Consider the following 24,130-nt stretch of genomic DNA (forward strand, 5'->3'; position numbering starts at 1 on the left):
GGGGGGGCCCCCCCCCCCCCCACCCCCCCCCCCCCCCCGCGCTTTTTGTACCACGGGAATACTTCCGGCCAGCCCACTCCTGAGTGAATCGGGGCCCGATCACCAACATCCAGCTTGTCGACGGGGTGCTGCTATTCGCCGAGCTGACGACGGAATTCCCGTCGCAGCATTCGCATTTCTGATCGATGACGGGCTTTTCGACGGTACCTGCGCGCGGATCTAGGAAAGCGAGATCGAGCACTGCACCGACCAGCACGGTCCCGCGCGGTACCCATGCCGACATCGCCGGCGTGAGATTGCTACGGGTCCGGGCGGGGTGCTATTCGTGGAATAGGGAAGCGCAGCCGGGAGCGCCGGATCCCCGGTTGCAGCTCTCCGCCACGAGGATCTTCTTGGTCCGCCACACGCTCATGGTGATTTGTTCACTGGGAACATTTGCGACGCCGGGGATCGGAGTCCACGGACCGCCTTCGGTCGAGTATTCTCCGCGGAACCTGGTGCTGAGCCCGACCCCGAAATCACCAGTTTCCTTGTAGACGTGGCTCGTGCTTGTCGGCTTGTCGAAGCCGTGCGCGGTCGCCGGCTCGCCAGGGAAGCCTAACCGTTGCGATGTCCCATCTCCGTAGGCCCATCCGTATGAAATCGGAAGCGCTCTGATTCGTACGTTTTGGTCGAAAATCGTCACGTTGAAGTTCTGCGTTTTTGACTCCGCATACATGTGGGCGTGCCCGTTCCGTAGCGAGAAGCTCTTTGGCTGGCTGATGATTGTCGAAGCAAGTATTGGTAGCTCTCGAAACCGTTCCGGTGTCACTTGTGCGACGTCTAACTCGGCACCAGGGATCTCCACGCTGGGCTCGCGGCTGCAGTAGGAATCGGTCCCCACTTGCTGTCCCTTGCGCGGGCCATTGATGGCGTAGATGAGTCGCAGCAAGGGGTAACTGCCATCTGCGCATGGCGGATCGGGGTTCGCGTCGCATCCCAGAGCTTGCATCAAGGCAGGCTCGCATTGGCGGAAGTACTCAACGCGATATTTTAACTTGGGGCCGTAGCCAACCTGTTTGGATCTTGATTTGTCTTGGAAAAAGGACCCTGGTGGCTTATTCACCTCGCCCCCGTCCGCGCATTTGTCCTCGTGCGTATGCCCGCTGTCTCCGCCAAATGACATTTCAGATTCACACGCCGGCTTTGCCACGATGCCTGGTCCGAGTGCCGTGGCCATCACGTCAGGCGTCTGTAGGCAGATCAGGACTAGAGCGGACGCTGAAATGCTCCGTATCACTGAGACCAGTCGCAGCATCATTGCTACTTTCCTTCTGGGTCGACGAATTCGACGTCGACCACGGACCATCCATTATCGAAAATCAAATTGAAGGTTCCGGCCCTTGGCGCAGTTATCGCTGGAATTGTACTTTGTAGCTTTCCATTGGCAAGGTAGACCCAGGTCTTCTCACGAAGAAACGTGAACCCGGATATTGAGCTTCCCTTGGTGTTCCTGGCAAAAGTTACAGTTACATCCGTTTTTCCGCCAACGTGCCAACCGCCATGCCCCCGGTTTCCATCTGCTGGATCAATAATCTGTTTCGCGCACAAGTAGCATGTGCGTTCGGTGACTGCTTTGAGCGGTTTCGTTTCATAGGTCAGAACTGAATAATCGACCAGCGCGAAATAGTGCTTGGTAAAGGCAACGATTCCGTCTTTTGAGTTCTTTTTCGCCGCCGCGGGCATTTTGGGCACTGGCCAGTTCCTCGCCGGTCCCTTGGAACTGGCAGGTACTGGTGTGGGTGCTGTCTTCGCGGTGGGACTCAGCGACGGTGCAGGAGACGAGCTGGATGCCGCAGCTGTGGAAGCGGAAGACGAACTGGTGGGTTCGGCGGGGTCGGCGTTTCCGCTACATCCTGCCGCTGTGAGTAAAAGTGCACCCGAGCAGAAAACGACAATGATTTTCTTGATTTTCGTAAACATGCCAGGGGCCTACGATTCGGTCGGAGTCAATTAGCAGACATCCTAGCCCCGATCCCAAGTCTTTGGGAGCGTTTTCCACAGGGCTTAGCCGGATACATCCTGGTTCGTATCGCAATTGGTTCAGCGTCCACTGGCTCAGGGCGATGGACAGCGTGTGCAGAGTCCGGACCGTCTCACACGTCCCTGTCCGGAAGTTCGAAGCGAACTGGAGCACCTGGTTGGCAATCATCGCGTCTACCTGGACACGGGAATCCGACTGGGTCAGAGTCATGACTCCCGGAATGCAGTAAGCCCCATGCTGCCTCTGTGAGGCGGCATGGGGCTTACTGCATTCAGATCATGGCCGATGCGCGGCACCGTGAACCGTGCTGTGCCACGCCGTGGAGAGATTAGTCTTCCAGTGCCTGAAGCAGGGTTGCCTTCGGGATGCGTTTGGTCATCACGGAAATCGACTGGGGATTTTCGTCCACGCAGACAAAGCGGCGGCCCAAGGCCTGGGCGACGGAACCGGTGGTGCCGGAGCCAGCGAAGAAGTCCAGGACCCAGTCGCCCTCGCGCGAACTCGCATTGATGATCCGGCGCAAGATGCCCTCGGGCTTCTGCGTGGGGTACCCGGTCTTTTCCTTGCCGGTAGGCGAGACAATCGTGTGCCACCAGACATCGGTGGGCAGCTTGCCGCGTTCGCGCTTTTCGGCTGTGACCAGACCGGGGGCCATATAGGGCTCGCGGTCGACCTCGGCATTGTCGAAGTGGTACGTCTTGGGGTTCTTGACGTACACCAGGATGTTGTCGTGCTTGGCCGGCCAGCGGGACTTGGCCCGAGCGCCGTAGTCATAGGCCCAGATGATCTCGTTCAGGAACGACTCGCGCCCGAAGATCGCATCGAGCATGACCTTGGCGTAGTGCACCTCGCGGTAGTCAAGGTGTACATACAACGTCCCGTCGTCGGCCAGCAGCCGCCAGGCCTCGCGCAGGCGTGGCTCGAGGAACGACCAGTAGTCGTCGAACGCGTCGTCGTAGCTGTGCAGGTCCCCGCGCAGGGTGGAGTAGCTCCGGCCCTGGAAACCGACCCGGTCGCCCTCGCCTTCAGCAGCGCGGACAGACGTCATGACCTGGCGCTTTTGCGTCCGCCCGGTGTTGAACGGTGGATCGACATAGATCAGGGTGAAGGATTCGTCGGGCAACGTGGGCAGGAACGCCGCGTTTTCGGCATGGACGATCAGGTTGGGTCCCGCCGGATCCCAGATGGGGGCGGGGGAGGCCGCGGCGGGCCCATCGGCGTCCGGTGAGGGATCGGCGATGGGCCCGTCGGGAATGCTGGTCAACGTCATCTAGTTGCTTGGCGTCAATCTACTCGGCGTCGGTGCGGTTCACGACTTCGCCGTCGCGGCGGCGGGTGCGGCTGCGATTGGGGCGGGTGCGTGCCGGACGCTCGGCCGCCGGGGCGCCCTGGTCCGGGGACTCGGAAGCAACGGCGTGCTCGGAGGCAGCGGCGGTCTCGCGGTGGCGTTCGCCTTCGCGTGCCGGACGGTCGGAGCGGCCGCGGGAATGGCCGTGGCGTCCGCCGCGCTCACCGCTGGTGCCACCGCGCTCGCCGCCGCGTTCTCCACGACGTCCGCCGTCGGAGGAGCGCGGGGCGTTCTTCTTGCCGGTCTCGCCCAGGTCCTCCAGCGTTTCCCCTGCCAGCCCCTCAAGCTTGCGCGCGTGGCGCGGCAACCGGCCCTTGGTCCCTGCCGGGATGTTCAGGTCGGCGAAGAGGTGAGCCGAGGAGGAGTAGGTTTCCACCGGGTCGGTGACGTTCAGGCCCAGGGCCTTGTTGATCAAGCCCCAACGCGGGACGTCTTCCCAGTCCACGAAGGTCACGGCGGTGCCCTTGTTGCCGGCACGGCCGGTGCGGCCCACGCGGTGCAAGTAGGTCTTCTCGTCCTCCGGGCACTGCAGGTTGATCACGTGGGTGACGTCGTCCACGTCGATGCCGCGGGCGGCAACGTCGGTGGCGACCAGCACGTCGACCTTGTTGTTGCGGAAGGCGCGCAGCGCCTGCTCGCGGGCGCCCTGGCCCAGGTCGCCGTGCATGGCGCCGGCGGCGAATCCGCGATCGATCAGCTCGTCGGTCAGCTTGGCCGCCGAGCGCTTGGTCTTGGTGAAGATGATGGTCCGGCCGCGGCCCTCGGCCTGCAGGATGCGGGCGACGACCTCGTCCTTGTCCAGCTGGTGGGCGCGGTAGACGACCTGGCGGATGTCCTTCTTGGTGATCGAGTCATCGTCCGGGTCAGCGGCGCGGATGTGCGTCGGCTTGGTCATGTAGCGTCGCGCCATGGAGATGACAGGGCCGGGCATGGTGGCCGAGAAGAGCATGGTCTGGCGGGTCGCCGGGGTGGCGGCCAGCAGCGTCTCGACGTCGGGCAGGAAGCCGAGGTCAAGCATCTCGTCGGCCTCGTCGAGGATCACGATGCGCACGTTCTTCAGGTTCAGGTGGCGCTGGCGGTGCAGGTCGATCAGGCGCCCGGGGGTGCCGACGACGATCTCGACGCCGTTGTTCAGCTGTTCGATCTGCGGCTCGTAGGCACGGCCGCCGTAGATCGTGGCGATGCGGGCGTTGCGCTTGGTCGAGGCCTTGGCGATGTCCGTGGCGACCTGCACAGCAAGCTCGCGGGTCGGGGCGACGATCAGTGCCTGCGGGGCGCCGGGCTGCGGGAGCTTGTCATAGCCCTCGTCGTCCGGGCCGATCACGCGCTGCAGCGCGGGGATGCCGAAGCCGAAGGTCTTGCCGGTGCCGGTCTTGGCCTGGCCAATGATGTCGTGCCCGCCCAGTGCGACCGGGAGGGTCATGGACTGGATGGGGAAGGGGTGGAGAATCCCGGCGTCCGTCAGGGACTCGACGATGTCGGCGCGCACGCCGAAATCTGCGAAGGTCAGCTGCGGGATTTCGTGCGGGGTTTCATCGGTGGACAGGGATTCTTCGATGTCCACTGCTTCAGACGCCGAATCGGCGGTGAGCTGGTGTTCTGCATTCAACACAGGGGGTCTCATTCTTTTAGGCACTTGGGACCGGGGTGCTCGACGACCGTCCCCGTCAGTGCCGGGGAAATAAGGTCGGAGGTCCACCACAATCGGGGTGCTTCCAGCGGAGCCGATCGCAGGCTTAGCTAGCGGTCAAGTGGATCTGACCACGTGGGGCGCGGAAGTCGCTGGGTAATCCCGCATGAATTCTTTTCAAGGTACGCGACCGGGCATCCTTGTATACCCTTCAAGCATATCGTGCGCCCGGGCAATTCGGGGTATTGCCCCCGTCGGACCGGGGTGCCGGGCCGCCGGGGCGCCGCCGGCCGGGGACTGGCGCACAGCCCTGTCCCCGGCGGACGGACCTAGGGACCGACGACCCGGAAGAGCACCTTGCGGCTGGCCATGTCCGCGTGGACCAGCTCGACTTCGACCTGCATGCCCGCCTGCGCGGTGCCCTCGAAGGGCGCCATGACCGCCGGGTCCTTCACCTGCAGGGTGCCCCCGGAGCGGTGGTTGCCGTTCCCGGAGTCCTCGGAGCCGGTGAGCGTCACCGCGGAGAATCGTTCGCCCACGCGATGGGCCAGCGAGGCGGCCTCCACGGTGTCGATGGCGGCGCGTTCGACCTTGTTCACGATGCGGTTCGAGTCGTTCATCAAATCCGGCAGCTGGGGCAGCACCTCGCGCACGCCCGCGGGGACCTCCTGGCCATGGACCGCATAGGAGCAGACGAGCAGCGCGAAGCGGTCCACGAGCCTCCGCAGCGGGGCGGTGGTGTGGGCATAGGGCGCGGCGATGGCGGCCTGGACGGTCTCGTCGGGAACCTCGCCGTCGAGCGCGGTGTAGGTGGCACCGCGAAACAGGCTCGTGGCCTGGTGCATGAGGGCCAGTTGGCGGGTGTCGGCCAGATCCAGGGAGCGCAGGAACTCGCCGTAGGGCTGGTTCTGCTCCCAAACGGTTCCCAGCGCCTTGGCCTGGAGCCGGAAGATCCTGATGTCCTTTTCGGCCGGTGCCGGCATGGTGCGCAAGAGCCCCACCTTCGCCTGAAGCATGATGCGGGCGGCCTCTATCCCGGTCATCAGGGAGATCTGGGCGTTCCAGTCCTCCACCGGCAGCGGGGCCTCGGCCACGATCCTGTAGGTGCCCTCGATGCACTCGACTTCCTGGGAAGGGATGCGCAGGGACGCGCCGCCGCGTGCCCGTTCCAGCTCGATGCGCTTGAGCCCGATTTCGCGCAGCAGCTGCAGCATCGGGCCGGCGGTTCCCGCATCAAGGGATTCCTGGACGCCGACATAGTTGAGCTTTTCCCGGCTGCGGACGATGGCCCGCTCCAGGGCGGTGTGCGTGACGGCGCCGGAGCCATCGAGCGTGAAGGCCCAGAGGTAGGCGCTGCGGTCCTGGTTCGGCAGCAGGGAACCTGCATCCTCGCTGATGGACTCGGGGTGCAGCGAGATCCGCCGGTGCGGCAGGTAGACGGTTTGGCCGCGCAGCCTGGTCTCGGCATCGAGGCTGCCGCCCAGGGCGACAAATCCCGGCACATCGGCGATCGCATAGTGCACCACGTAGCCGTCCCCGCTGCGGGCCAGATGCACCGCCTGGTCCAGGTCGGTGGAAGTGGCCGGGTCAATGGTGACCAGTTCGATCTCGCGCCGGTCGATGGCCGGGCGCTCGAAGTCGGCGATGGCTCGCTGGGCCTCGGAGAGCACCTCCGGAGGGAATTCGCTGCGCAGGGCGAACTCCGTTTCCAGGGCCTCGAGGGCCTGTGCCAGTGCGGTGCTTCGGGCCTCGGTCGTCAAGGCGATATTTTGGTGAATCACATCGCCAGCATAACCACCACGCCCGTGCCGGGACGTCGTTGTGTCGCGTGTGTTGGGCCCCGAGTACGCTGAAGCCATGACCAAATCACCTTTGACCTTTGGTTCGGCGGCCGCCGCAGAGGATGCGGAACTGGCCCTGCTCGGGCTGATCGCCTACCAGGAACTCACGGCCTTCGAACACCTGTCCTCCGATGCGCGACTGTCGCCGACCCTGGTCGACCGCGAAACCCTGGGCCGCTTCGCCGTGACCGAGTTCGCGCATTTCGAATTGGTCCGCGAACTCATTGCCGCCCGCGGCCTGGACCCGCAGGAGGTCATCGAGCCGTTCATGGCATCGCTCGATGAGATGCACCGGCGGACCAAGCCGGGGGACTGGTACGAGTCGCTGACCAAGGCCTATGTGATCGACGGGGTCGCCGCCGACTTCTATGCGCTGATTGCTTCCGGACTGGAGCCGGAGGCCCGCGCACTGGTCGAGGAGGTCAAGACGTCCCAAACGAACACCGAGTGGCTGCGCGAGCGGCTGCAGCTCGCCATCGCCGACCATCCCGAGCGCGCCTCGCGCCTGGCCCTGTGGGGCCGCAGGTTGCTGGGGGAGGCGCTGACCCAGGCACGGGAGATCGGCGAGACGTACAACTTCTGGGGTGCGTTGCAGGCCGAGGGCCGCAACGACCGCGGACAGGAAATGACGGCGCTCTTTGCCCGGCTGGTGGAGAACCATTCGCGGCGCATGCGCCAGCTGGGCATGACAGCCTGAGACCCGCCCCGACGCACGGCATCGACGAACCAAGAGAAACGAGAAGAACCATGGCCCTTGAGAAGGACTCACCCGTCCGCGTCCTGACGGAATACGAGATCGCCAGGGCGCTGAAGGAACTGCCGTCGTGGCGCGAACGCCAGGGTGCGCTGGTCTGCGCCTGGGCGTTCCCCGACTCGCGGGAGGCCATTGACTTCCTGGCCATCGTGGCGGAGGCCGCGGAACACCAGGGGCACCACCCGGACGTCGACTGGCGCTGGAACACCATCTTCCTGAGCATCACCTCCCACGACGTGGGCGGTGAAATCACCCTGCGCGACCTCGCCCTGGCCACGTTGCTGGAATTCGCGGCAGCCGACTCCGCCGCCGTCGCCGTGCCGCAGCGCCACCAGTCCGTGTCCCTGGGCATCGACACGCAGGACCCAGCCCGGCTGGAGGACTTCTGGATCGATGCCATGGGCTACCGCAAGGGCCGCGACGGGGACCTGGTCGACCCCGAGGGACGCAACCCGCGGATCTGGTTCCAGGAAACGGCGACGCCGAACCCCAACCGCATCCACATCGACAAGTACATTTCCCACTCCGGGCTCGAGCACGCCCAGGCTGCGCTGATGCCGAAGGCCGGCCCGGGGGACAGAACGCACGAACCGAGCTGGACCATCTACTCGGACGCCGACGGCAACCGGGTCTGCCTGTGCACCGAGCAACGGCAGGACCCGCCCGCCCTCGACTAGGGACACCGGCGCCCGGGGCACCGAGGGGCTTAAACGCCCGAGGGGGGACGGTTGCCCGTCCCCCCTCGGCTGCCTCACGAAGTACGCCTAGTGGGCGAATCCCACGCGGCGTGCTTCCTCGACACCGATCTCGACATACGCGATGCCCGCAACGGGCACGAGCATGAGGCGGCCCTTGGAGTCGGTGAGGCGAAGTTCCCCGCCCGCTGCCAAGGCGTCCGAGACGCGCTTGGCCAACTCCTCGGCGTTTTCGTCGGATTCGATTACGATCTCGCGGGCAACATTCTGAATTCCAATGCGAACGTCCATGTCGGCCTTCCTGGTTTGTTGCATGTGCCGGAGCCCGGTGGCGCCGACCAACATCTAGTCTCGAATTTACGTCAGGATTCCTTGGGGAATCGACCGATTCCGCGCCAAGCTAAACGCGACACCAAATCGCTGGCCTCTTCCATGGACACCTCGTCGGCCATATCAACCCAGTAGCGGGCCGAGACCTGGGCCATCCCGGCCATGGCCCGGCCCATGAGAAGGGCCTGGGCCGGGGAAAGTTTCGTGTCCTCGGCAACGACTGCGGCGATCCGCCCGGCGAATTTCGCGTTGAACGCCTCGATGCGCCCGCCGATCTCGTCGTCGTTGAGCAGGTCGGATTCGAAGATGAGCCGAAAGGCCTGGGAATCCCGGGCGATGTATTCGTAGTAGGCGCGAATCGTGGCCGTCACGCGCAACTTGTTGTCGGACGTGGAATTGATCGCCTCCTGCAAAAGCTCGCTGAACTCGTCCATGTGCGTATCCAGCAACGCCACATAAAGCTCCCGCTTGCCAGGGAAGTGCTGGTAGAGCACCGGCTTGGACACCTCCGCGACCTCGGCGATCTCGTCCATCGACGCCCCGTGGAAGCCATGGGCGACAAAGACCTGGTGGGCCGCCTGGAGCAGCTGGCGACGGCGGGCCTCGCGCGGCATCCGCGCGGTCCTTTGGGTCCGGCCGCCGAGGCTTGGGGGTATGGTCACGTCGGCCCTTTCGCGAAAGCTGGCCGCCCGGAGAAAACGGGCGACATTTCGCACAAGTCTACTCTTGGGTAACGACGGATCCCGGACCTGACGCATCGTGCCGCGCAAGCACTATGGTGAATACATGGATCCCAGCACCGCGCCCACCACCCAGAACCGGAACGACGCCCCGGGCCGGCCACCGGCCCTCGTGCAGCCCGGGGAGACGCTGCTGCCCGAGGAACTGCTGCGCTACTCGCGCCAGGTCATCATCCCGGAGATCGGGATGACCGGGCAGCGCCGGCTGAAGAACGCCCGGGTCCTGGTCATCGGCGCCGGGGGACTGGGCTCCCCGGCACTGCTCTACCTGGCCGCGGCAGGGGTGGGGACCCTGGGCATCATCGACGACGACGTGGTGGACCTGAGCAACCTGCAGCGCCAGGTCATCCACTCCACCGCCACCGTGGGGGAGATGAAGACCGAATCGGCGGCCAGGCGCATCCGCGAGCTGAACCCGCTCATCGACGTCAAGGTGCACAACGACCGGCTGGAGGTCTCCAACGCCGTTGGGCTCTTCGGGGACTACGACCTGATCCTGGACGGCACCGACAACTTCGCCACCCGCTACCTGGTCAACGATGCAGCTGCGCTCGCCGGAAAGCCGTACGTCTGGGGCTCGATCCTGCGCTTCGACGGGCAGGTGTCGGTCTTCTGGGACGCCTACGGCCCGAACTACCGGGACCTGTACCCGACCCCGCCGCCTCCGGGCACCGTTCCCTCCTGCTCCGAGGGCGGGGTCTTCGGGGTGCTCTGCGCGCAGGTCGGCTCCGTCATGGTGGCAGAGGCCATCAAGCTCATCACCGGGGTGGGGCGCACGCTGCTGGGCCGCCTGCTGATCCTGGACTCGCTGGACATGACCTGGCGCGAGGTCTCGCTGCGCACCGATCCCGACGTCGCACCGATCACCGCGCTGCTGCCCAGCTACGACGACTTCTGTTCGGTGCCGATACTGGACGCGGACGGGCTGCGGCTCACGGCCGCGCACAGCATCCCGGCCTCCCGACTGGCCGAGCTGCTCGCGGAGCGCGAGGAAGGGAAGGAAGACTTCCTGCTCATCGACGTGCGCGAGCGCGGGGAGGCCGAGATCGTTTCGATCCCCGGGGCCATCCTGGCCTCGCGCGGGGCGATCCTCTCCGGCGAGGTCGAATTGCCGCGGGACCGGGAGCTGATCCTGCATTGCAAGTCGGGCGGGCGCTCCTCCGAGGTGATGCGCTACCTGCTGCGCAACGATTACACCCGGGTGCGCCACGTGGCCGGCGGCATCCTGGACTGGATCAGCGACGTGGATCCGACGCTGCCGGCATATTGATGCGGCCAGGCCCGACGGACAGCGGAGGGTTCCCGACGGTTCGCATGGCTTGGACGGTTCCGAGGGCCGCGGGAAATCCGGGGCCACGAGAAAGGCGCCGCCGGAAAGCTGTGTGCTTGCCCTCGGCGCCTTCGCGCCATTGGTCAGGAACTAGACGGCCTGGCGCTCCAGGTCTGCAGGCCTCGACGCGGTCCCTGCCTCAAGTGCGGAGTCCTCCGACGCCGTTCCGGTGACCGGGCAGCGGGAAGCATTCTTCACCGACGGGGCGCTCGGCAGCTCGACCTCGAGCCCGTAGAGGGTTTCCAGGGCGTCGATGTATTCCCCGGCGCGTCCGGCGGCCGCAAGTTCGCGGGCACGGACGGTGGGCACATGCAGCAGCTGGCGCATCATCCGGCGCATGGCGAATTCGACTTCCTCGGCCGCGGCGGTGCAGCCGTGCTGCGCGCGGACCTTCTCCACCTCGGCCTCCAGCACCCGTTGGGTGTGCTTGCGCAGGGCCACGATGGCGGCATCGGCGGCGCGCTCGCGCTGTTCGGAGGCGAAGGCCTCGGCGGCATCGAGCACAATGCTCCGTGCCTGGCGCAGCGACTGCGCCTGCTCCTCGGGTGCCGCCATGCGCACCGATTCCAGGTTGATCAATTCCACGCCGTCCAGGGCCCCGAGTTCAGGGTCGAAGTCGTGGGTCAGGGCCAGGTCGATGGCCACCAGCGGGCGGGAGGCGCGATCCAGGGCCTCGATGTCGGCCGCCATCAGGCGGAAGTCCGAGCCGGAACAGCCGATGATGACATCGGCCTGCTCGAGGGCGGACTCGAGGGTGGTCTCGTCAAGCGCGGTGCCGCCGCGGGTGGCGACGAAGGCGTCGGCGCGACCGGAGGCGGAGTAGACCGAGACGAGGTGGGCCGCGCGTTCGCGCAGCAGCGACATGGTGGCCCCGGCGTAGGCCCCGGTGCCGAAGATGACGATGTTCTTGGTGGCCCAGTCCGGGTCGCGGCTCAGGTCCGTGGCCAACTCCAGGGCGACCGACACGACGGAGAGGCCGCGCGATCCCAGCGAGGTGCGTGAGCCAACGTCCTTGGCGGTGCGCGAGGCGGCCTGGAAGAGGCGGACCAGCGATCCGGTGGCGGTTCCCGCGGCTTGCGCTTCGGTGAGCGCGCGGCGCACCTGTCCGGCGATCTCACGTTCCCCGATGACGGCGGAGTCAAGCCCGGCGCCGACGGAGAAGAGGTGCTCGATGACCTCGGTCTCGGTCTTGGAGACCAGCGCGGTGGAAATGGTGTCCTCGCTGAGTCCGGTGCTCGAGGCGATCTGGGCGATCACCTCCGACCGGGCGGCAACGACGTCCTCTGATTGCGGGACTTCGCAATAGATTTCGTAGCGGTTGCAGGTGGCCAGGGTGATGGCGCCGGCGACCGGGCTGGCCGAAGCGAGCACGACGGAAGCGACCTGGGAGGCGTCGGCACTGATCTTTGCCACGGTCTCGAGGTCGATGTCTGAATGGGAGGCAACGAGAGATAGTAAAACCACAGTGCCTCCCATGATAGCCCTTCTACGTGCCGTAGAGCATCAGTTGTGACCAGTTCGTTAGTTACAAGCGGTGCCGAGTGTTCGCTGGGGGCGTGCGGATTACGATTCGGCGCAACATGTTGGCAGAATCAATTCCATGACGTTGAGCCAGAACCACCCGCTGATGGACGGTCGTACCGCCAATTCCCCATTGATTTCCGCCTACCGCGGCCAGAAGCCCAGCCGCAGACCCGTGTGGTTCATGCGCCAGGCCGGCCGTTCGCTGCCCGAGTACCGCAAGCTGCGCGAGGGCACCGAGATGCTCGAATCGTGTCTGCGCCCCGAGATGGCCTCGGAAATCACGCTGCAGCCGGTGCGCCGCCACGACGTGGATGCCGGGATCTTCTTCTCCGACATCGTCATCCCGCTCAAGCTCGCGGGCATCGACGTGGACATCGTCCCGGGCGTCGGCCCGGTGCTGGGGACCCCGGTGCGCACCGCGGCCGATGTGCGTGCGCTGCCAAAGCTGGACGACGCGGCACTGGATCCGATCCGCGAGGCGGTCGCGATGACCGTCGAGCAGCTGGGCAACACCCCGCTGATCGGTTTCGCCGGCGCCCCGTTCACCGTCGCCGCCTACATGGTGGAGGGACGTCCCTCCCGCGACCACATGGGACCGCGCACCATGATGCACGCGCAGCCCGGGGCCTGGGAGGAACTGGCCAACTGGGCCGCGGATGCCTCCGGCGCGTTCCTGCGCGCCCAGATCGAGGCCGGCGCCTCCGCCGGCCAGCTCTTTGACTCCTGGGCCGGATCGCTCTCGCTGGGTGACTACACCAACTTCGTCGCTCCGGCCTCGGCCCGCGCGTTGGATCATGTCCGAGATACCGGCGTCCCGCTGGTGCACTTTGGCACCGGAACCTCCGAGCTGCTCGGAGCGATGCGCGATGTGGGAGTCGACGTCATGGGCGTTGACTACCGTCTGCCGCTGGATGAGGCCAATCGCCGCCTGGGCGGGAACATCCCACTGCAGGGCAACATCGACCCGGCATTGCTCACCGCCCCGTGGGAGGTCCTCGAGGCGCACGTGCGCGAGGTGCTGGCGGCCGGAGACACGGCGCTCTCGCACGTGGCGAACCTCGGCCACGGCGTGCCGCCGGAAACCAACCCGGAAATCCTGACCCGCGTGGTCGAGCTCATTCACTCGATCCCCGTGGCCGGGCGTTAAGCTAGAACCACAAGCAGTACCGCCGGGGTGCGGTGCGCGGGGCATTTGCCCGCGCAGACGCCACGCGCATCGTGCCCCGGACTCCCAGTAACACGTTCGTTTTCCCGGAAAAGAGTTGATGGTGCCACACGTCGAAGAGCAGCCACGCCGCGGCTCGGCCAACGAAGTCGCCCCTGACCAGAGCATCTCCGGCGGCCAGGCCGGCTCCGAGGACCGCATCCCCGCCGCCGACGCGGGATCGGCCATGGACAAGGCCCCGACCACCTCCGAGGCACCTGCCACCGAGAAGACCCCTGCCGCCGCCAAGCCCAGGCACACCCAGGTGGCCTCGAACGCTGCCGCCCACGCCCTGCGCCTGTTAAACCGGGCCCGTGGCACCGAGGCGTCGCAGCCGTCCCCGGCCGCCACACCGACCGGACCGATTGCCGTGGTCATCGGCGGCGGGATCTCCGGGCTCGTGGCCGCCCGCGAACTGGCCATCAGCGGGCACCGCGTCCAGGTGCACGAGGCCGGGCCGGTCTTTGGCGGCTGCGTGGGGCTCCATGAGGTGGCAGGGCTGGCCCTGGATGCCGGCGCCGAATCCTTCGCCACCCGTTCCACCGCCGTCGCGGACCTGCTGGGCGAACTGGGCCTGGGCGATGACATCGTCACGCCCGAACCCGGCGGCGCCTGGCTGTACCTGCGGCGCGGGGGCGAAAACGTGGCCCAGCCGCTTCCTGCCACCGGCATCCTGGGCATCCCCGGGGACCCGTGGGCCGAGGAGGTCCGCCGCGCCGTGGGACGCACGGGCGCCCTGCGTGCCGCCGCGGACCTGATCACCCCGGTCTCCAAGAAGATTCTCGAGGGTGAAATGTCCCTCGGAGCCCTGGTCCGCTCCCGAATGGGCTCCGCGGTGCTGGAAAACCTCGTCACCCCGGTGGTCTCCGGCGTGCATTCGGCCGACCCCGACACCCTTGATGTGGACGCCATCGCGCCGGGGCTGCGCGCCTCGGTGCTCAAGCACGGCTCGCTGGCCCGCGCCGTCGCCGCCATGCGGAACGCGGCCCCGGCCGGATCGGCCGTCGCGTCGATCTCCGGTGGCATGAACCGCTTGGTCGCCGCCCTGCTCGCGGACCTCAAGGCCGCCGGCGTCCACTTGCACGCCAACAGCCAGGTGGCGGCGATCGCACCGAACGCCGAGGGCACCGGCTTCCGCATCGAGCTGGCCCCGCGCGCCGATGATGCCGCGGTGGCCAAGGACGCCAAGCACGAGAGGGAATCCAGGCACGAGCGCCACGACAGGCTTGCCAAGGAGGCCGATGCCGCCGCCGAGGCGGGGCAGCCGCGCGAACTGCTTGCCGACCGCCTGGTGGTTGCCACCGGCGGCGAAAGCGCAGTTGACCTGCTGTGCGGGATCGACGCGGACTTCGCCGAGCACCGCCCGGCGCCGGGCGCCGGCATCGCCCTGGTCACCCTGGTGATCGACAAGCCCGAGCTCGATGACGCCCCGCGCGGCACCGGCCTGCTGGTCGCCCCCACCGTCGATGACGTCGGGGCCAAGGCGCTGACCCACGCGACCGCCAAGTGGCACTGGCTGGGAGACGAGTCGGGCCCCGGCTCCCACGTGCTGCGGCTGTCCTACGGCCGGCTCAACGACGTGGCCTCGGCCCTGGTCAACGCCGACGACGCCTCGCTGCGCAATGCGGCGCTGAAGGACGCCTCGGTGCTGCTGGGGATCGAGATCACCGCCGGGGACGTTTTGGGCTTCGACGTGGTGCGCTATTCGGGCGCACTGCCCTTCGCCACCACCGGGCATGCCAAGCGCGTGGCAAAGATCCGCGAACTCGCCTCCACCCACCCGGGCCTCGACGTGGTCGGCGCCTGGCTGGCCGGCACCGGCCTGGCCTCCGTCATCGCCGACACCCGCAAACGGCTGCGCATCACCGCCAGCTGATCCATCCCGCCCCGGGGTCCGTGAATGCGGGTGCCGGGGCGGGGACCAGAGATTCAATTCACTTACGAGAACCGCTTCGCTCACCCACGCGAAGCACCGCCAAGAAAGCAGGAGAACCAACCCCATGAGTGCAGTGGAATCCAACTCACCCGTCATCCGCGACCGTGAAGCAGCCGGCACCGACGCAACCATGTACTTCACCCTGTGGACCGTCTTCAAGCGCGATTCCGACCTCGACCGCACCGAGGGCGTCGAGGCGTTTGACGCGCTCATCGCCGAGCTGGCCGCCGAGGGAGTGACCCTGCGCGGCACCTACGACGTCTCCGCGATGCGCGAGGATGCCGACGTGATGACCTGGGTGCACGGCCCGACGGCCGAGGGCCTGCAGGCAGCGGTGCGCAAGATCCGCCGCTCCTTCCTCTTCGCCGAGACCTCCATCGTCTACTCGACCATGGGCGTGCACCGCGAGGCCGAGTTCGCCAAGGACCACTCGCCTGCATTCGCCCGCGGCGTGGCCCCGGAGACCTGGATGACCGTCTACCCGTTCGTGCGCTCCACCGACTGGTACCTGCTGGATCCCAAGGAGCGCGGCAAGATGCTGCGCGACCACGGCATCCTGGGCCGCGAGTTCCCCGGCGTGCTGGCCAACACCGTCGCCGCCTTCTCCTTCAGCGACTTCGAATGGCAGATCTGCCTCGAGGCCCCCGACATGATCGACCTCGTCGACATGATGCGCCACCTGCGCTACACCGAGGCCCGCAACCACGTGCGCGAGGAAACCCCGTTCTACACCGGCCGCCGGATCTCCACCGCCGAGGTCGCCGAGGTCCTGCGATGAGCCAGGATTTCGATCCTCGCACCGGGTACGACGAATTCGGGGTGATGGCCCCCAAGGCGTACGACGCCATCCTGCTGGCCTCCTTCGGCGGTCCCGAGGGGCAGGACGACGTGATCCCGTTCCTGCGCAACGTCACCCGCGGCCGCGGCATCCCCGACGAGCGCCTCGAGGAGGTCGCCACCCACTACCGGGCCAACGGCGGCGTGTCCCCGATCAACGCGCAGAACCGCGCGCTGAGGGCGGCGCTCGAGGCCGAGCTTGCCGCCCGGGACATCAACGTGCCGGTCTACTGGGGCAACCGCAACTGGGCGCCCTACGTCGCGGAAACCGTTGGGCAGATGTACAAGGAGGGGCACCGCACGGTGCTGATGCTCTCCACCAGCGCGTACTCCGGCTACTCCTCCTGCCGCCAGTACCGCGAGGACCTGGGCGTCGCCCTGCGCGAGACCGGTCTGGAGGGCAAGCTCGAGGTCGACAAGGTGCGCCAGTACTTCGACACCCCCGCGTTCGTGAACCCGTTCATGGGCGGGCTGCGTGATTCGCTGGACAACGTCCGGGCGCAGCTGGCCGAGGCCGGCAACCCCGACGGGGAAATCCGCATCGTCTTCGTCACCCACTCCATCCCGATCTCCGACGCGCAGGCCGCCGGCCCGCGCGACCTGGTCGCGGAGCTGGAGACCGACCTGTACTCGGCCCAGCACCTGGCCGTCGCGAAGGCGATCCTCGCCGGGGTGCCGGAGGCCGCGGGCCTGTCGCACTCCCTGGTCTTCCAGTCCCGCTCCGGCGCCCCGCACGTGCCGTGGCTGGAACCTGACATCAACGACGCGCTCACCGAATACAAGGGCGCCGGCGTCGCCGGGGTCGTGGTGGTGCCCATCGGCTTCGTCTCGGACCACATGGAGGTCCTCTGGGACCTCGACACCGAGGCCAAGGACAGCTGCGCGGAACTCGGCCTGGCCTTCCACCGCGTCCCGACCCCCGGGACCCACGCCGACTTCGTCTCCGGCATGGTCGACCTGGTTTCCGAGCGCCTGGCAGGAAGCGACGGAAACGCGCTGAAGCCCGGTCGCGACTCGGTCGCCGAGCTCGGTCCGTGGTTCGATGTCTGCCGCCCGAACTGCTGCGCCAAGGTGATGCGCGACGGAAGCGTCAAGCCCACCATTGCCGCCGTCGACTCCGAGGTCGGGGTGCCGGCACCATGAGCGCCTCACGCTTCACCATCGGCACCCGTGGCTCCGCACTGGCCACCACGCAGACCGGACACGTCGCCGCGCAGCTGCACGAGATCTCGCAGGTCCCCTACGACACCGTGCTGGTGAAGACCGAGGGGGACGTGACCACCGGTCCGCTGTCCCAGCTCGGCGGCACCGGCGTGTTCGCCGCTGCCCTGCGCCAGGCCCTCTACGACGGCACCTGCGACCTGGCGGTGCACTCGCTCAAGGACCTGCCCACCACGCAGCCCGAGGGCCTGGTCATCGCCGCCACCCCGAAGCGCGCGGACGTGCGCGACGCGCTCTGCGCCCGCGACGGGCTCTTCCTGGCCGAACTGCCCGAGGGCGCCACCGTGGGCACCGGCTCCCCGCGCCGCGCCGCCCAGCTGCTGGCCTTCCGCCCGGATTTGAAGATCGTGGACATCCGCGGCAACGTCGGCACCCGGCTGGGCAGGGTCAAGGGCTCGCCGGCGCAAAAGGACGACGGGGGAGTGGGACGCACCGCCCAGGGCGACCTGGACGCGGTCATCCTGGCCGCCGCCGGCCTGGAGCGCCTGGGCCTGGAATCGCACATCACCGAGTACCTGGACCCGGAGATCATGCTTCCGGCCCCCGGCCAGGGCTCCCTGGCCGTGGAGGTGCGTGCCGCCGGCAGCGGACATCCGTCCGTCGACGCGGCACTGGAGACCATGGACGATGGCGACACGCGCCTGGCGGTCACCGCCGAGCGCGCGCTGCTGTCCCGCCTCGAGGCAGGTTGCGCCGCGCCCATCGGCGCGCTGGCCACGGTGCACGGGGACGCCCTGGTGCTCGACTCGGTGGCCTGCCGGCCCGACGGCACCGACACCATGCGCCGCTCGGCCACCACGCAGACGCTGACCATCGACGGCGCCCAGGCCCTGGGCGTGGCGCTGGCCGAACAGCTGCTGCGCGAGGGCGCGGCCGACCTGGCGGGACTCTAGGCACCCGGATGTCAGCTGATTCAGTGCTCGCGCACCGCACCGCCCTGCTCCTGCGCGACCCCGCGCGGGCGGCGGACACGGTGTCGCGGCTTGCCGAGCGCGGCGCATCCGCGGCGGTGTGCCGGCTCATCGACTTCGAGCTGCCCGCCGACACCCTCGTCCTGGACGAGGGTGTGCGGCGGCTGCTGGCCGGCAACTTCGATTGGCTGGTGCTCACCTCGGTGAACACCGCCAGGGCACTGGAGCTCCGCGCCGCGGCGCTGGATCTGCGGCTATTCATTCCCGCCACCACGAAGGTGGCGGTGGTCGGCGAGGCCACCGCACACGCCGTGAAGGCACTGGGTGCCGGCGTGGACTTCATGCCGGCGCACGACCATTCGGCCCGCGGCATGCTCACCGAGTGGGACCAGCTGCGCACGGGGGAGCCGGGGAGCGTGTTCATGCCGCAGGCAGACATCGCCTCCTCCACCCTGCGCGACGGCCTGGCCGCACGCGGCTGGGATGCACACATCGTCATCGCCTACCGCACCGTCCCGGCCCCGGCCGATCCCTTCCGGGCACTGCACGCCCCGGTGCCGGACCCCGAGCTGCCGCAGGGCAGCTACCTGCTGGAGAGGGGGCAACTGCCCGCCGCCATCGACACGCTGGACGCCGTCTTCTTCACCTCCCCGAGCACCGTGGACCAATTCCTGTCCCTGGTCCCGGCACCCGCTGCCGACCTGGCGCTGGTGGCGATCGGGGACAGCACCGCGGCCCGCCTACGCGCCCGCGGCCTGGAACCGGCCGCGACCGCGCTCTTCCCGACCCCCGCGGGCCTCATCGACGCCTGGGAGCAATCCCTGCGCACCGCAACGCACCCCCCGACCTGATCCCCGCCGCGCGCCGGCCGGCCTTCCGACCCAGGCGCACGCCGCACCCTTCGAATCACCCAGCCACGAGCTTCACAAGGAGCCAGAATGTCATTCCCCGCCCGCAGGCCCCGCCGCCTGCGCACCACCCCCGCCATGCGCCGGCTCGCCGCCGAGCTCGTGATCGCCCCGCAGCAGCTGATCCTGCCGGCTTTCGTGCGCGAGGGACTGACCGAACCCAACCCGATCACCTCGATGCCCGGCGTCGTGCAGCACACCCTTGACACGCTCAAGGCCGCCGCCGCCGAGGCCGTCGAGCTGGGTCTGGGCGGCATCATGCTCTTCGGCATCCCGGAGACCCGTGACGCGCTGGGTAGCGCCGGGGTGGACCCCCAGGGCATCCTGAACCGCGGCATCGAGGCGGTGCGCGCCGAGGTGGGCGATGAGTTGGTCATCATGTCCGACGTCTGCCTCGACGAATTCACCGACCACGGCCACTGCGGCGTGCTCGATGCCAAGGGCAACGTCGACAACGACGCGACCCTGGAAATCTACGGCCGGATGGCCGTGGCACAGGCGGAGGCCGGTGCCCACATGCTGGGCCCCTCCGGCATGATGGACGGCCAGGTCGCGGTCATCCGCCAGGCCCTGGATGCCGCCGGGCACCAGGACGTCTCGATCCTGGCCTACGCAGCGAAGTACGCGTCCGCGTTCTACGGCCCGTTCCGCGAGGCCGTGGATTCCCAGCTCACCGGCGACCGCCGCACCTACCAGATGGACGCGGCGAACCGCCGCGAGGCGATGATCGAGGTCGAACTCGACTTGGCCGAGGGCGCCGACATGGTCATGGTCAAGCCGGCCATGAGCTACCTGGATGTGCTGGCCGACGTGGCAGCCATGTCCCCGGTCCCGGTCTCCGCCTACCAGATCTCCGGGGAGTACGCGATGATCGAGGCCGCCGCCGCCAACGGCTGGATCGACCGCCGCGCCGCCATCACCGAATCAGTCCTGGGCATCCGCCGCGCAGGTGCCGACACCGTGCTGACCTACTGGGCGTCCGAACTCGCCCAGTGGCTGAAAGAAGGAAAATAATGACCAGCTCCGCCGAACTCTTTGCCACCGCCCAGAAGCTCATGCCCGGTGGGGTGAACTCCCCGGTGCGCGCCTTCGGTTCGGTCGGCGGGGTGCCCCCGTTCATGGTCGGTGCCAAGGGCGCCTATTTGACCGACGCCGACGGCAACTCCTACGTCGACCTGGTCTGCTCCTGGGGCCCGGCGCTGCTGGGCCACGCCCACCCGGCCATCCAGGACGCGGTGCACGCAGCCGTGGACCGCGGGCTGTCCTTCGGCGCCTCCACCCCCGATGAGGGCAAGCTGGCCCAGCTGGTCATGGACCGCTTCGGCGGGGTCGAGCGCATGCGCATGGTCTCCACCGGCACCGAGGCCACCATGACCGCGGTGCGCCTGGCCCGCGGCTACACCGGACGCGACCTGATCGTGAAGTTCGCCGGCTGCTACCACGGCCACCTCGACGGGCTGCTTGCAGCCGCCGGATCCGGCCTGGCCACCCTGGCGCTGCCCGGCTCCGCCGGCGTCACCGCTGCCACCGCCGCCGAGACCCTGGTGCTGCCGTACAACGACCGCGAGGCCATCACCGCCGCGTTCGCCGAGCACGGCGCGAACATCGCAGCTGTCATCACCGAGTCGGCACCGTGCAACATGGGCGTCGTCACCCCGGAGGACGGCTTCAACAAGTTCCTGGCCGAGACCACCACCGCCAACGGCGCGCTGCTGATTCTGGACGAGGTGCTCACCGGCTTCCGCGCCTCGGATGCAGGCTACTGGGGGCTGACCGGCCGCACCGAGGGCTGGACCCCGGACCTCTACACCTTCGGCAAGGTCATCGGCGGCGGCCTGCCCACCGCCGCGCTGGGCGGCCGCGCCGAGGTCATGGACTACCTGGCCCCGCTGGGCCCGGTCTACCAGGCAGGCACCCTCTCGGGCAATCCGGTGGCCATGGCCGCGGGCATCGCCCAGCTGACAAACGCCACGGCCGAGGTCTACGCGCACATCGACGCGAAGTCCCTGCAGCTGCAGGCCGCCCTCACCGAGGCGCTGGGTGCCGCCGGGGTCGACCACTCGATCCAGAGTGCCGGCAACCTGTTCTCCGTCGCCTTCGGCACCTCGGAAAACGGCGTGCACAACTACGCGCAGGCCCAGGCCCAAGAGGCCTACCGCTACGCGCCGTTCTTCCACTCGATGCTGTCCTCGGGCATCTACCTGCCGCCGAGCGTCTTCGAGGCCTGGTTCCTGTCCTCGGCACACGACGATGAAGCCATGAACAAGATCTTCGATGCGCTTCCCGCCGCCGCACGTGCGGCGGCTTCGGCTGTTCCTGCCGTCTAGCCCCAACGAGTGCTGTGAAAGCCCCCGGATACTGCCATATCAATCGCTTGATGCAGCAGTTTCCGGGGGTATTTTCATGTGTTTGGGCAGTTCACGCCGCCTTGACGATGAAATTTGGTGAGGTCTAGACCACTTTCGAAGTGCCGGCATTCCAAAGTCCGGGAACCGTTGACACCCGATCCTTCGGGTGTCGCGGGAAACTGCAATTGAAACGAAACGACCACGTCAAGGTCATTTTTTGGACAACCTTGCCGGGCCGTGAAATGCCAGGCGGGAGTCCGGTTCCATGATTCAGGGGGGACCTCCAGGAGGCGATCGATTTCCAACGGCCCCTAGTCAACGCGGCTAGGCTTGTCCGGTTAGTTTTCGCGATTCATTGCCACCGAGGAAAACCGTGAGCCTTTTTCGTACCAAACCCGTGGAAAGTTTCCTGGCCGATGCCGCGGAACCGGGTCGACAGCTCAAGCGGTCCCTGAACACCTGGGACCTGATGATCATGGGCGTGGCGGTAGCCGTCGGTGCCGGGATCTTTTCCGTGGGCGCCCGAGCGGCCGCCAACTTCTCCGGCCCGGCCGTCACCCTCTCCTTCGTGATCGCCGCACTGACCTGCGCCATGGCGATCATGTGTTACGCCGAGTTTGCCACGGCAATCCCGGTCGCCGGATCGGCATACGTCTTCAGCTACGCCACCATGGGCGAATTCATCGCGTGGATCATCGGCTGGAACCTGATCCTCGAGTTGTTCACGGCAGCGGCAGTGATCGCCAAATACTGGGGAATCTACCTCACCGAAGTCTTCCAGCTCATGGGAGTACACCTTTCACCCACCATTGAATTGGGCATCGTCACCATGAGCTGGGGACCATTATTGATCGTGGCCCTGTTTACGATTCTGTTGGTCATGGGCACCAAGCTCTCGGCCACCGTCTCAAACGTCTTCACCGTCATCAAGATCGCCGTGGTGCTCTTCGTGATCGTGGTCGGTTTCTTCTACGTCAAGGCCGAGAACTACGCCCCGTTCATCCCGGAGGCCGTGCCCGCTACCGGGACCGGAACCACCGAGGTACTCAAGCAGTCGCTCTTTGCCTTTGCCACGGGAGCCGCACCGGCGCAATACGGCATGATGGGCGTCTTCGCAGGTGCCGCACTGGTCTTCTTCGCTTTCGTCGGATTCGACGTGGTGGCCACCAGCGCCGAAGAGGTCAAGAACCCCAGCAAGACCCTGCCACGCGGAATCTTCGCCGGTCTGGCGTTGACCACGCTGCTGTACATCGGTGTCTCGCTGGCCCTGACCGGAATGGTGTCCTACAAGGACCTGGCTGCCGTCGATACCCCGAACCTTGCCACGGCATTCTCGCTGGTGGGCAACGAGGGTGCAGCCTCGGTCATCGCCGTGGGCTCACTCATCGGCCTGACCACCGTGGTCATGGTCCTGCTCATGGGTCTTTCACGTGTCGTCCTTGCCATGAGCCGCGACGGGTTGCTGCCGTACAAGCTGTCCAAGACCAGCGCCATGCGCTCCACCCCGGTGCGCATCCAGGTCATCTGCGGCACGCTGGTGGCCCTGGCCGCCGGCTTCACCCGCGTTGACGTGCTCGAGGAGATGATCAACATCGGCACGCTCTCGGCGTTCGTCATGGTCAGCCTGGGCATCATCGTGCTGCGCCGCAAGCGCCCGGACCTCAAGCCTGCATTCCGGGTTCCTTTCGGCCCGGTCATTCCGATCGCCTCCGCGTTGCTGTGCACCTACCTGATGCTGAACCTTGCTGTGGAAACCTGGATCTACTTCGTGCTGTGGCTCATTGTCGGCGTCGTCATCTACTTCGCCTATGGCCGCAAGCACTCGCGCCTGAATGAGAAATTCGCCAAGCAGATGGCGATCATCGACGGCAACGAAAACGAACTGGTCGACAGCAAATAGTCCGCGAGTCCGAACACCGGGCTTGGTGTGCATCAAGCAGAGGGAACCCATCGCCTTCCCCCCACCCATCCGGGGGAGAGGCGGTGGGTTTTTTGCATTAAGTCATGACCGCCCCAGGGCACGCCGGCTGAGGGGCCGAGCCGTTCGAACCTGGCGTTAGCACAGGGAGAAGTTCCTCGCGCTCAGGAGTGTGTCAGGCGGTTCGTCCAGGAGCCACCATGTACACGTCTATCGGGTCCTCGGACTCGACGCTGAAGCCGTGACGCAGGTAGAGCCGCTGTGCGGGGCTGCCGGCAAGCACGTTCAGGCGAAAAGGGCGTGAATCGAAATGCCGCGACATGACGTCGGCCAAGACGGATCCGCCCAGGCCTCTTCCCTGGCGGCAACGATCAATATAGAAGTGCTCGATCCATTGGCAGTCGATGGTGGGTCGGAGGGTGATGCTGCCTGCCTCAACGCCGTCGACAAGGATGACTTTCGCATGTCCGGCATCGAAGCCGTCAAGAAAGCGTTGTCGCACGCGCACGGGGTCGTATCGGCCGAGGCGTTGAAGATCGTCCCTGAGCACGATTGCGCGCAGCTCGGCGATCCACCGGGCATCGGTGTCGGTGGCGGCTCGGAGCGAAAATGAAGTCAACACAAGCCAAGTC

General features: G+C 67.0%; 21 protein-coding genes. 12 read left to right on the plus strand and 9 right to left on the minus strand.

The features are described from left to right. Window positions 1–319 precede the first annotated feature (319 nt). The 5 genes from ACLQ7E_RS19145 to ACLQ7E_RS19165 form a co-directional block, all read right to left on the minus strand. Complete coding sequence (locus ACLQ7E_RS19145) at window positions 320–1,300, minus strand: hypothetical protein (RefSeq protein ID WP_411734171.1); 981 nt, start codon at window positions 1,298–1,300, stop codon at window positions 320–322. Between the two features lie 2 nt (window positions 1,301–1,302). Further along, window positions 1,303–1,962 (minus strand): DUF6318 family protein, encoded by a 660-nt coding sequence (locus ACLQ7E_RS19150; RefSeq protein WP_411734172.1) that lies wholly within the window; start codon window positions 1,960–1,962, stop codon window positions 1,303–1,305. A gap of 389 nt (window positions 1,963–2,351) precedes the next feature. Beyond that, on the minus strand, window positions 2,352–3,293 hold the full coding sequence (locus ACLQ7E_RS19155) for a DNA-methyltransferase (RefSeq protein ID WP_411734173.1): 942 nt from the start codon (window positions 3,291–3,293) through the stop codon (window positions 2,352–2,354). Window positions 3,294–3,312: 19 nt separating this feature from the next. Next, a complete protein-coding gene (locus tag ACLQ7E_RS19160) occupies window positions 3,313–4,995 on the minus strand; it encodes a DEAD/DEAH box helicase (RefSeq protein ID WP_411734174.1) in 1,683 nt (560 codons plus the stop codon). Between the two features lie 335 nt (window positions 4,996–5,330). Continuing rightward, window positions 5,331–6,782 (minus strand): RNB domain-containing ribonuclease, encoded by a 1,452-nt coding sequence (locus ACLQ7E_RS19165; protein ID WP_411734175.1) that lies wholly within the window; start codon window positions 6,780–6,782, stop codon window positions 5,331–5,333. Window positions 6,783–6,858: 76 nt separating this feature from the next. Here ACLQ7E_RS19165 and ACLQ7E_RS19170 point away from each other — a divergent pair, with 76 nt between their 5' ends. Both ACLQ7E_RS19170 and ACLQ7E_RS19175 read left to right on the plus strand, forming a co-directional pair. Continuing rightward, window positions 6,859–7,539 carry a ferritin-like fold-containing protein gene (locus ACLQ7E_RS19170; protein WP_411734176.1) on the plus strand — a complete coding sequence of 227 codons (681 nt, stop codon included), beginning with the start codon at window positions 6,859–6,861 and terminating at the stop codon, window positions 7,537–7,539. A 50-nt stretch (window positions 7,540–7,589) separates the two neighbouring features. After that, window positions 7,590–8,273: a 4a-hydroxytetrahydrobiopterin dehydratase gene (locus tag ACLQ7E_RS19175; RefSeq protein WP_411734177.1), complete on the plus strand. Its 684-nt coding sequence runs from the start codon at window positions 7,590–7,592 to the stop codon at window positions 8,271–8,273. A gap of 87 nt (window positions 8,274–8,360) precedes the next feature. Here ACLQ7E_RS19175 and ACLQ7E_RS19180 read toward each other — a convergent pair whose 3' ends face one another. Then, entirely contained in the window at window positions 8,361–8,582 is a 222-nt protein-coding gene (locus ACLQ7E_RS19180; protein ID WP_411734178.1) for a DUF3107 domain-containing protein, read from the minus strand. 71 nt (window positions 8,583–8,653) lie between these two features. Next, a complete protein-coding gene (locus ACLQ7E_RS19185; RefSeq protein ID WP_411734179.1) occupies window positions 8,654–9,235 on the minus strand; it encodes a TetR/AcrR family transcriptional regulator in 582 nt (193 codons plus the stop codon). 172 nt (window positions 9,236–9,407) lie between these two features. On the opposite strand from ACLQ7E_RS19185, the gene moeB reads away from it, so the two are divergent. Continuing rightward, window positions 9,408–10,631, plus strand: a complete 1,224-nt coding sequence (moeB, locus tag ACLQ7E_RS19190) for a molybdopterin-synthase adenylyltransferase MoeB (protein WP_411734180.1) — start codon at window positions 9,408–9,410, stop codon at window positions 10,629–10,631. Between the two features lie 150 nt (window positions 10,632–10,781). On the opposite strand, the gene ACLQ7E_RS19195 is transcribed toward moeB, so the two are convergent. Continuing rightward, window positions 10,782–12,155 carry a glutamyl-tRNA reductase gene (locus tag ACLQ7E_RS19195; RefSeq protein WP_411734181.1) on the minus strand — a complete coding sequence of 458 codons (1,374 nt, stop codon included), beginning with the start codon at window positions 12,153–12,155 and terminating at the stop codon, window positions 10,782–10,784. A gap of 136 nt (window positions 12,156–12,291) precedes the next feature. Between ACLQ7E_RS19195 and hemE the strand changes: the two genes are divergently transcribed. The 9 genes from hemE to ACLQ7E_RS19240 all read left to right on the plus strand — a co-directional run bounded on the left by hemE (window position 12,292) and on the right by ACLQ7E_RS19240 (window position 23,480). Further along, entirely contained in the window at window positions 12,292–13,362 is a 1,071-nt protein-coding gene (hemE, locus tag ACLQ7E_RS19200; RefSeq protein WP_411734182.1) for a uroporphyrinogen decarboxylase, read from the plus strand. A gap of 121 nt (window positions 13,363–13,483) precedes the next feature. Further along, on the plus strand, window positions 13,484–15,295 hold the full coding sequence (locus tag ACLQ7E_RS19205; protein ID WP_411734183.1) for an FAD-dependent oxidoreductase: 1,812 nt from the start codon (window positions 13,484–13,486) through the stop codon (window positions 15,293–15,295). Window positions 15,296–15,419: 124 nt separating this feature from the next. Further along, the gene (gene hemQ, locus ACLQ7E_RS19210; RefSeq protein WP_411734184.1) at window positions 15,420–16,133 is read left to right on the plus strand and encodes a hydrogen peroxide-dependent heme synthase; all 714 of its coding nucleotides are present in this window, start codon (window positions 15,420–15,422) and stop codon (window positions 16,131–16,133) included. Then, window positions 16,130–17,335, plus strand: coding sequence for a ferrochelatase (locus ACLQ7E_RS19215; protein ID WP_411734185.1), 1,206 nt, complete (start codon window positions 16,130–16,132; stop codon window positions 17,333–17,335). The genes hemQ and ACLQ7E_RS19215 overlap by 4 nt, the downstream gene beginning before the upstream one ends. After that, complete coding sequence (hemC, locus tag ACLQ7E_RS19220) at window positions 17,332–18,306, plus strand: hydroxymethylbilane synthase (RefSeq protein ID WP_411734186.1); 975 nt, start codon at window positions 17,332–17,334, stop codon at window positions 18,304–18,306. Before ACLQ7E_RS19215 ends, hemC begins: the two co-directional genes overlap by 4 nt. A gap of 8 nt (window positions 18,307–18,314) precedes the next feature. Beyond that, window positions 18,315–19,175 (plus strand): uroporphyrinogen-III synthase, encoded by an 861-nt coding sequence (locus ACLQ7E_RS19225; protein ID WP_411734187.1) that lies wholly within the window; start codon window positions 18,315–18,317, stop codon window positions 19,173–19,175. 87 nt (window positions 19,176–19,262) lie between these two features. Further along, window positions 19,263–20,246, plus strand: a complete 984-nt coding sequence (hemB, locus tag ACLQ7E_RS19230) for a porphobilinogen synthase (RefSeq protein ID WP_411734188.1) — start codon at window positions 19,263–19,265, stop codon at window positions 20,244–20,246. Continuing rightward, complete coding sequence (gene hemL / locus ACLQ7E_RS19235) at window positions 20,246–21,559, plus strand: glutamate-1-semialdehyde 2,1-aminomutase (RefSeq protein ID WP_411734189.1); 1,314 nt, start codon at window positions 20,246–20,248, stop codon at window positions 21,557–21,559. The genes hemB and hemL overlap by 1 nt, the downstream gene beginning before the upstream one ends. Before the next feature lie 394 nt (window positions 21,560–21,953). After that, on the plus strand, window positions 21,954–23,480 hold the full coding sequence (locus tag ACLQ7E_RS19240; RefSeq protein ID WP_411734190.1) for an amino acid permease: 1,527 nt from the start codon (window positions 21,954–21,956) through the stop codon (window positions 23,478–23,480). Between the two features lie 193 nt (window positions 23,481–23,673). Here the strand turns inward: ACLQ7E_RS19240 and ACLQ7E_RS19245 are convergent, their stop codons facing one another. Beyond that, window positions 23,674–24,120: a GNAT family N-acetyltransferase gene (locus ACLQ7E_RS19245; protein ID WP_411734191.1), complete on the minus strand. Its 447-nt coding sequence runs from the start codon at window positions 24,118–24,120 to the stop codon at window positions 23,674–23,676. Window positions 24,121–24,130 lie beyond the last annotated feature (10 nt).

It is taken from the genome of Paeniglutamicibacter sp. (genome assembly GCF_046714615.1).
GTDB lineage: Bacteria > Actinomycetota > Actinomycetes > Actinomycetales > Micrococcaceae > Paeniglutamicibacter.

Bases quoted from the DNA above. Each gene is read 5' to 3' on its own strand.
- ACLQ7E_RS19170 (WP_411734176.1), top strand. From the start codon at position 6,859: ATGACCAAATCACCTTTGACCTTTGGTTCGGCGGCCGCCGCAGAGGAT.
- ACLQ7E_RS19225 (WP_411734187.1), top strand. From the start codon at position 18,315: ATGTCAGCTGATTCAGTGCTCGCGCACCGCACCGCCCTGCTCCTGCGC.
- hemQ (WP_411734184.1), top strand. From the start codon at position 15,420: ATGAGTGCAGTGGAATCCAACTCACCCGTCATCCGCGACCGTGAAGCA.
- ACLQ7E_RS19215 (WP_411734185.1), top strand. From the start codon at position 16,130: ATGAGCCAGGATTTCGATCCTCGCACCGGGTACGACGAATTCGGGGTG.
- ACLQ7E_RS19180 (WP_411734178.1), bottom strand. From the start codon at position 8,582: ATGGACGTTCGCATTGGAATTCAGAATGTTGCCCGCGAGATCGTAATC.
- ACLQ7E_RS19175 (WP_411734177.1), top strand. From the start codon at position 7,590: ATGGCCCTTGAGAAGGACTCACCCGTCCGCGTCCTGACGGAATACGAG.
- ACLQ7E_RS19150 (WP_411734172.1), bottom strand. From the start codon at position 1,962: ATGTTTACGAAAATCAAGAAAATCATTGTCGTTTTCTGCTCGGGTGCA.
- ACLQ7E_RS19145 (WP_411734171.1), bottom strand. From the start codon at position 1,300: ATGATGCTGCGACTGGTCTCAGTGATACGGAGCATTTCAGCGTCCGCT.
- ACLQ7E_RS19155 (WP_411734173.1), bottom strand. From the start codon at position 3,293: ATGACGTTGACCAGCATTCCCGACGGGCCCATCGCCGATCCCTCACCG.
- hemB (WP_411734188.1), top strand. From the start codon at position 19,263: ATGTCATTCCCCGCCCGCAGGCCCCGCCGCCTGCGCACCACCCCCGCC.
- ACLQ7E_RS19160 (WP_411734174.1), bottom strand. From the start codon at position 4,995: ATGAGACCCCCTGTGTTGAATGCAGAACACCAGCTCACCGCCGATTCG.
- ACLQ7E_RS19185 (WP_411734179.1), bottom strand. From the start codon at position 9,235: ATGCCGCGCGAGGCCCGCCGTCGCCAGCTGCTCCAGGCGGCCCACCAG.
- moeB (WP_411734180.1), top strand. From the start codon at position 9,408: ATGGATCCCAGCACCGCGCCCACCACCCAGAACCGGAACGACGCCCCG.
- hemC (WP_411734186.1), top strand. From the start codon at position 17,332: ATGAGCGCCTCACGCTTCACCATCGGCACCCGTGGCTCCGCACTGGCC.
- hemE (WP_411734182.1), top strand. From the start codon at position 12,292: ATGACGTTGAGCCAGAACCACCCGCTGATGGACGGTCGTACCGCCAAT.
- hemL (WP_411734189.1), top strand. From the start codon at position 20,246: ATGACCAGCTCCGCCGAACTCTTTGCCACCGCCCAGAAGCTCATGCCC.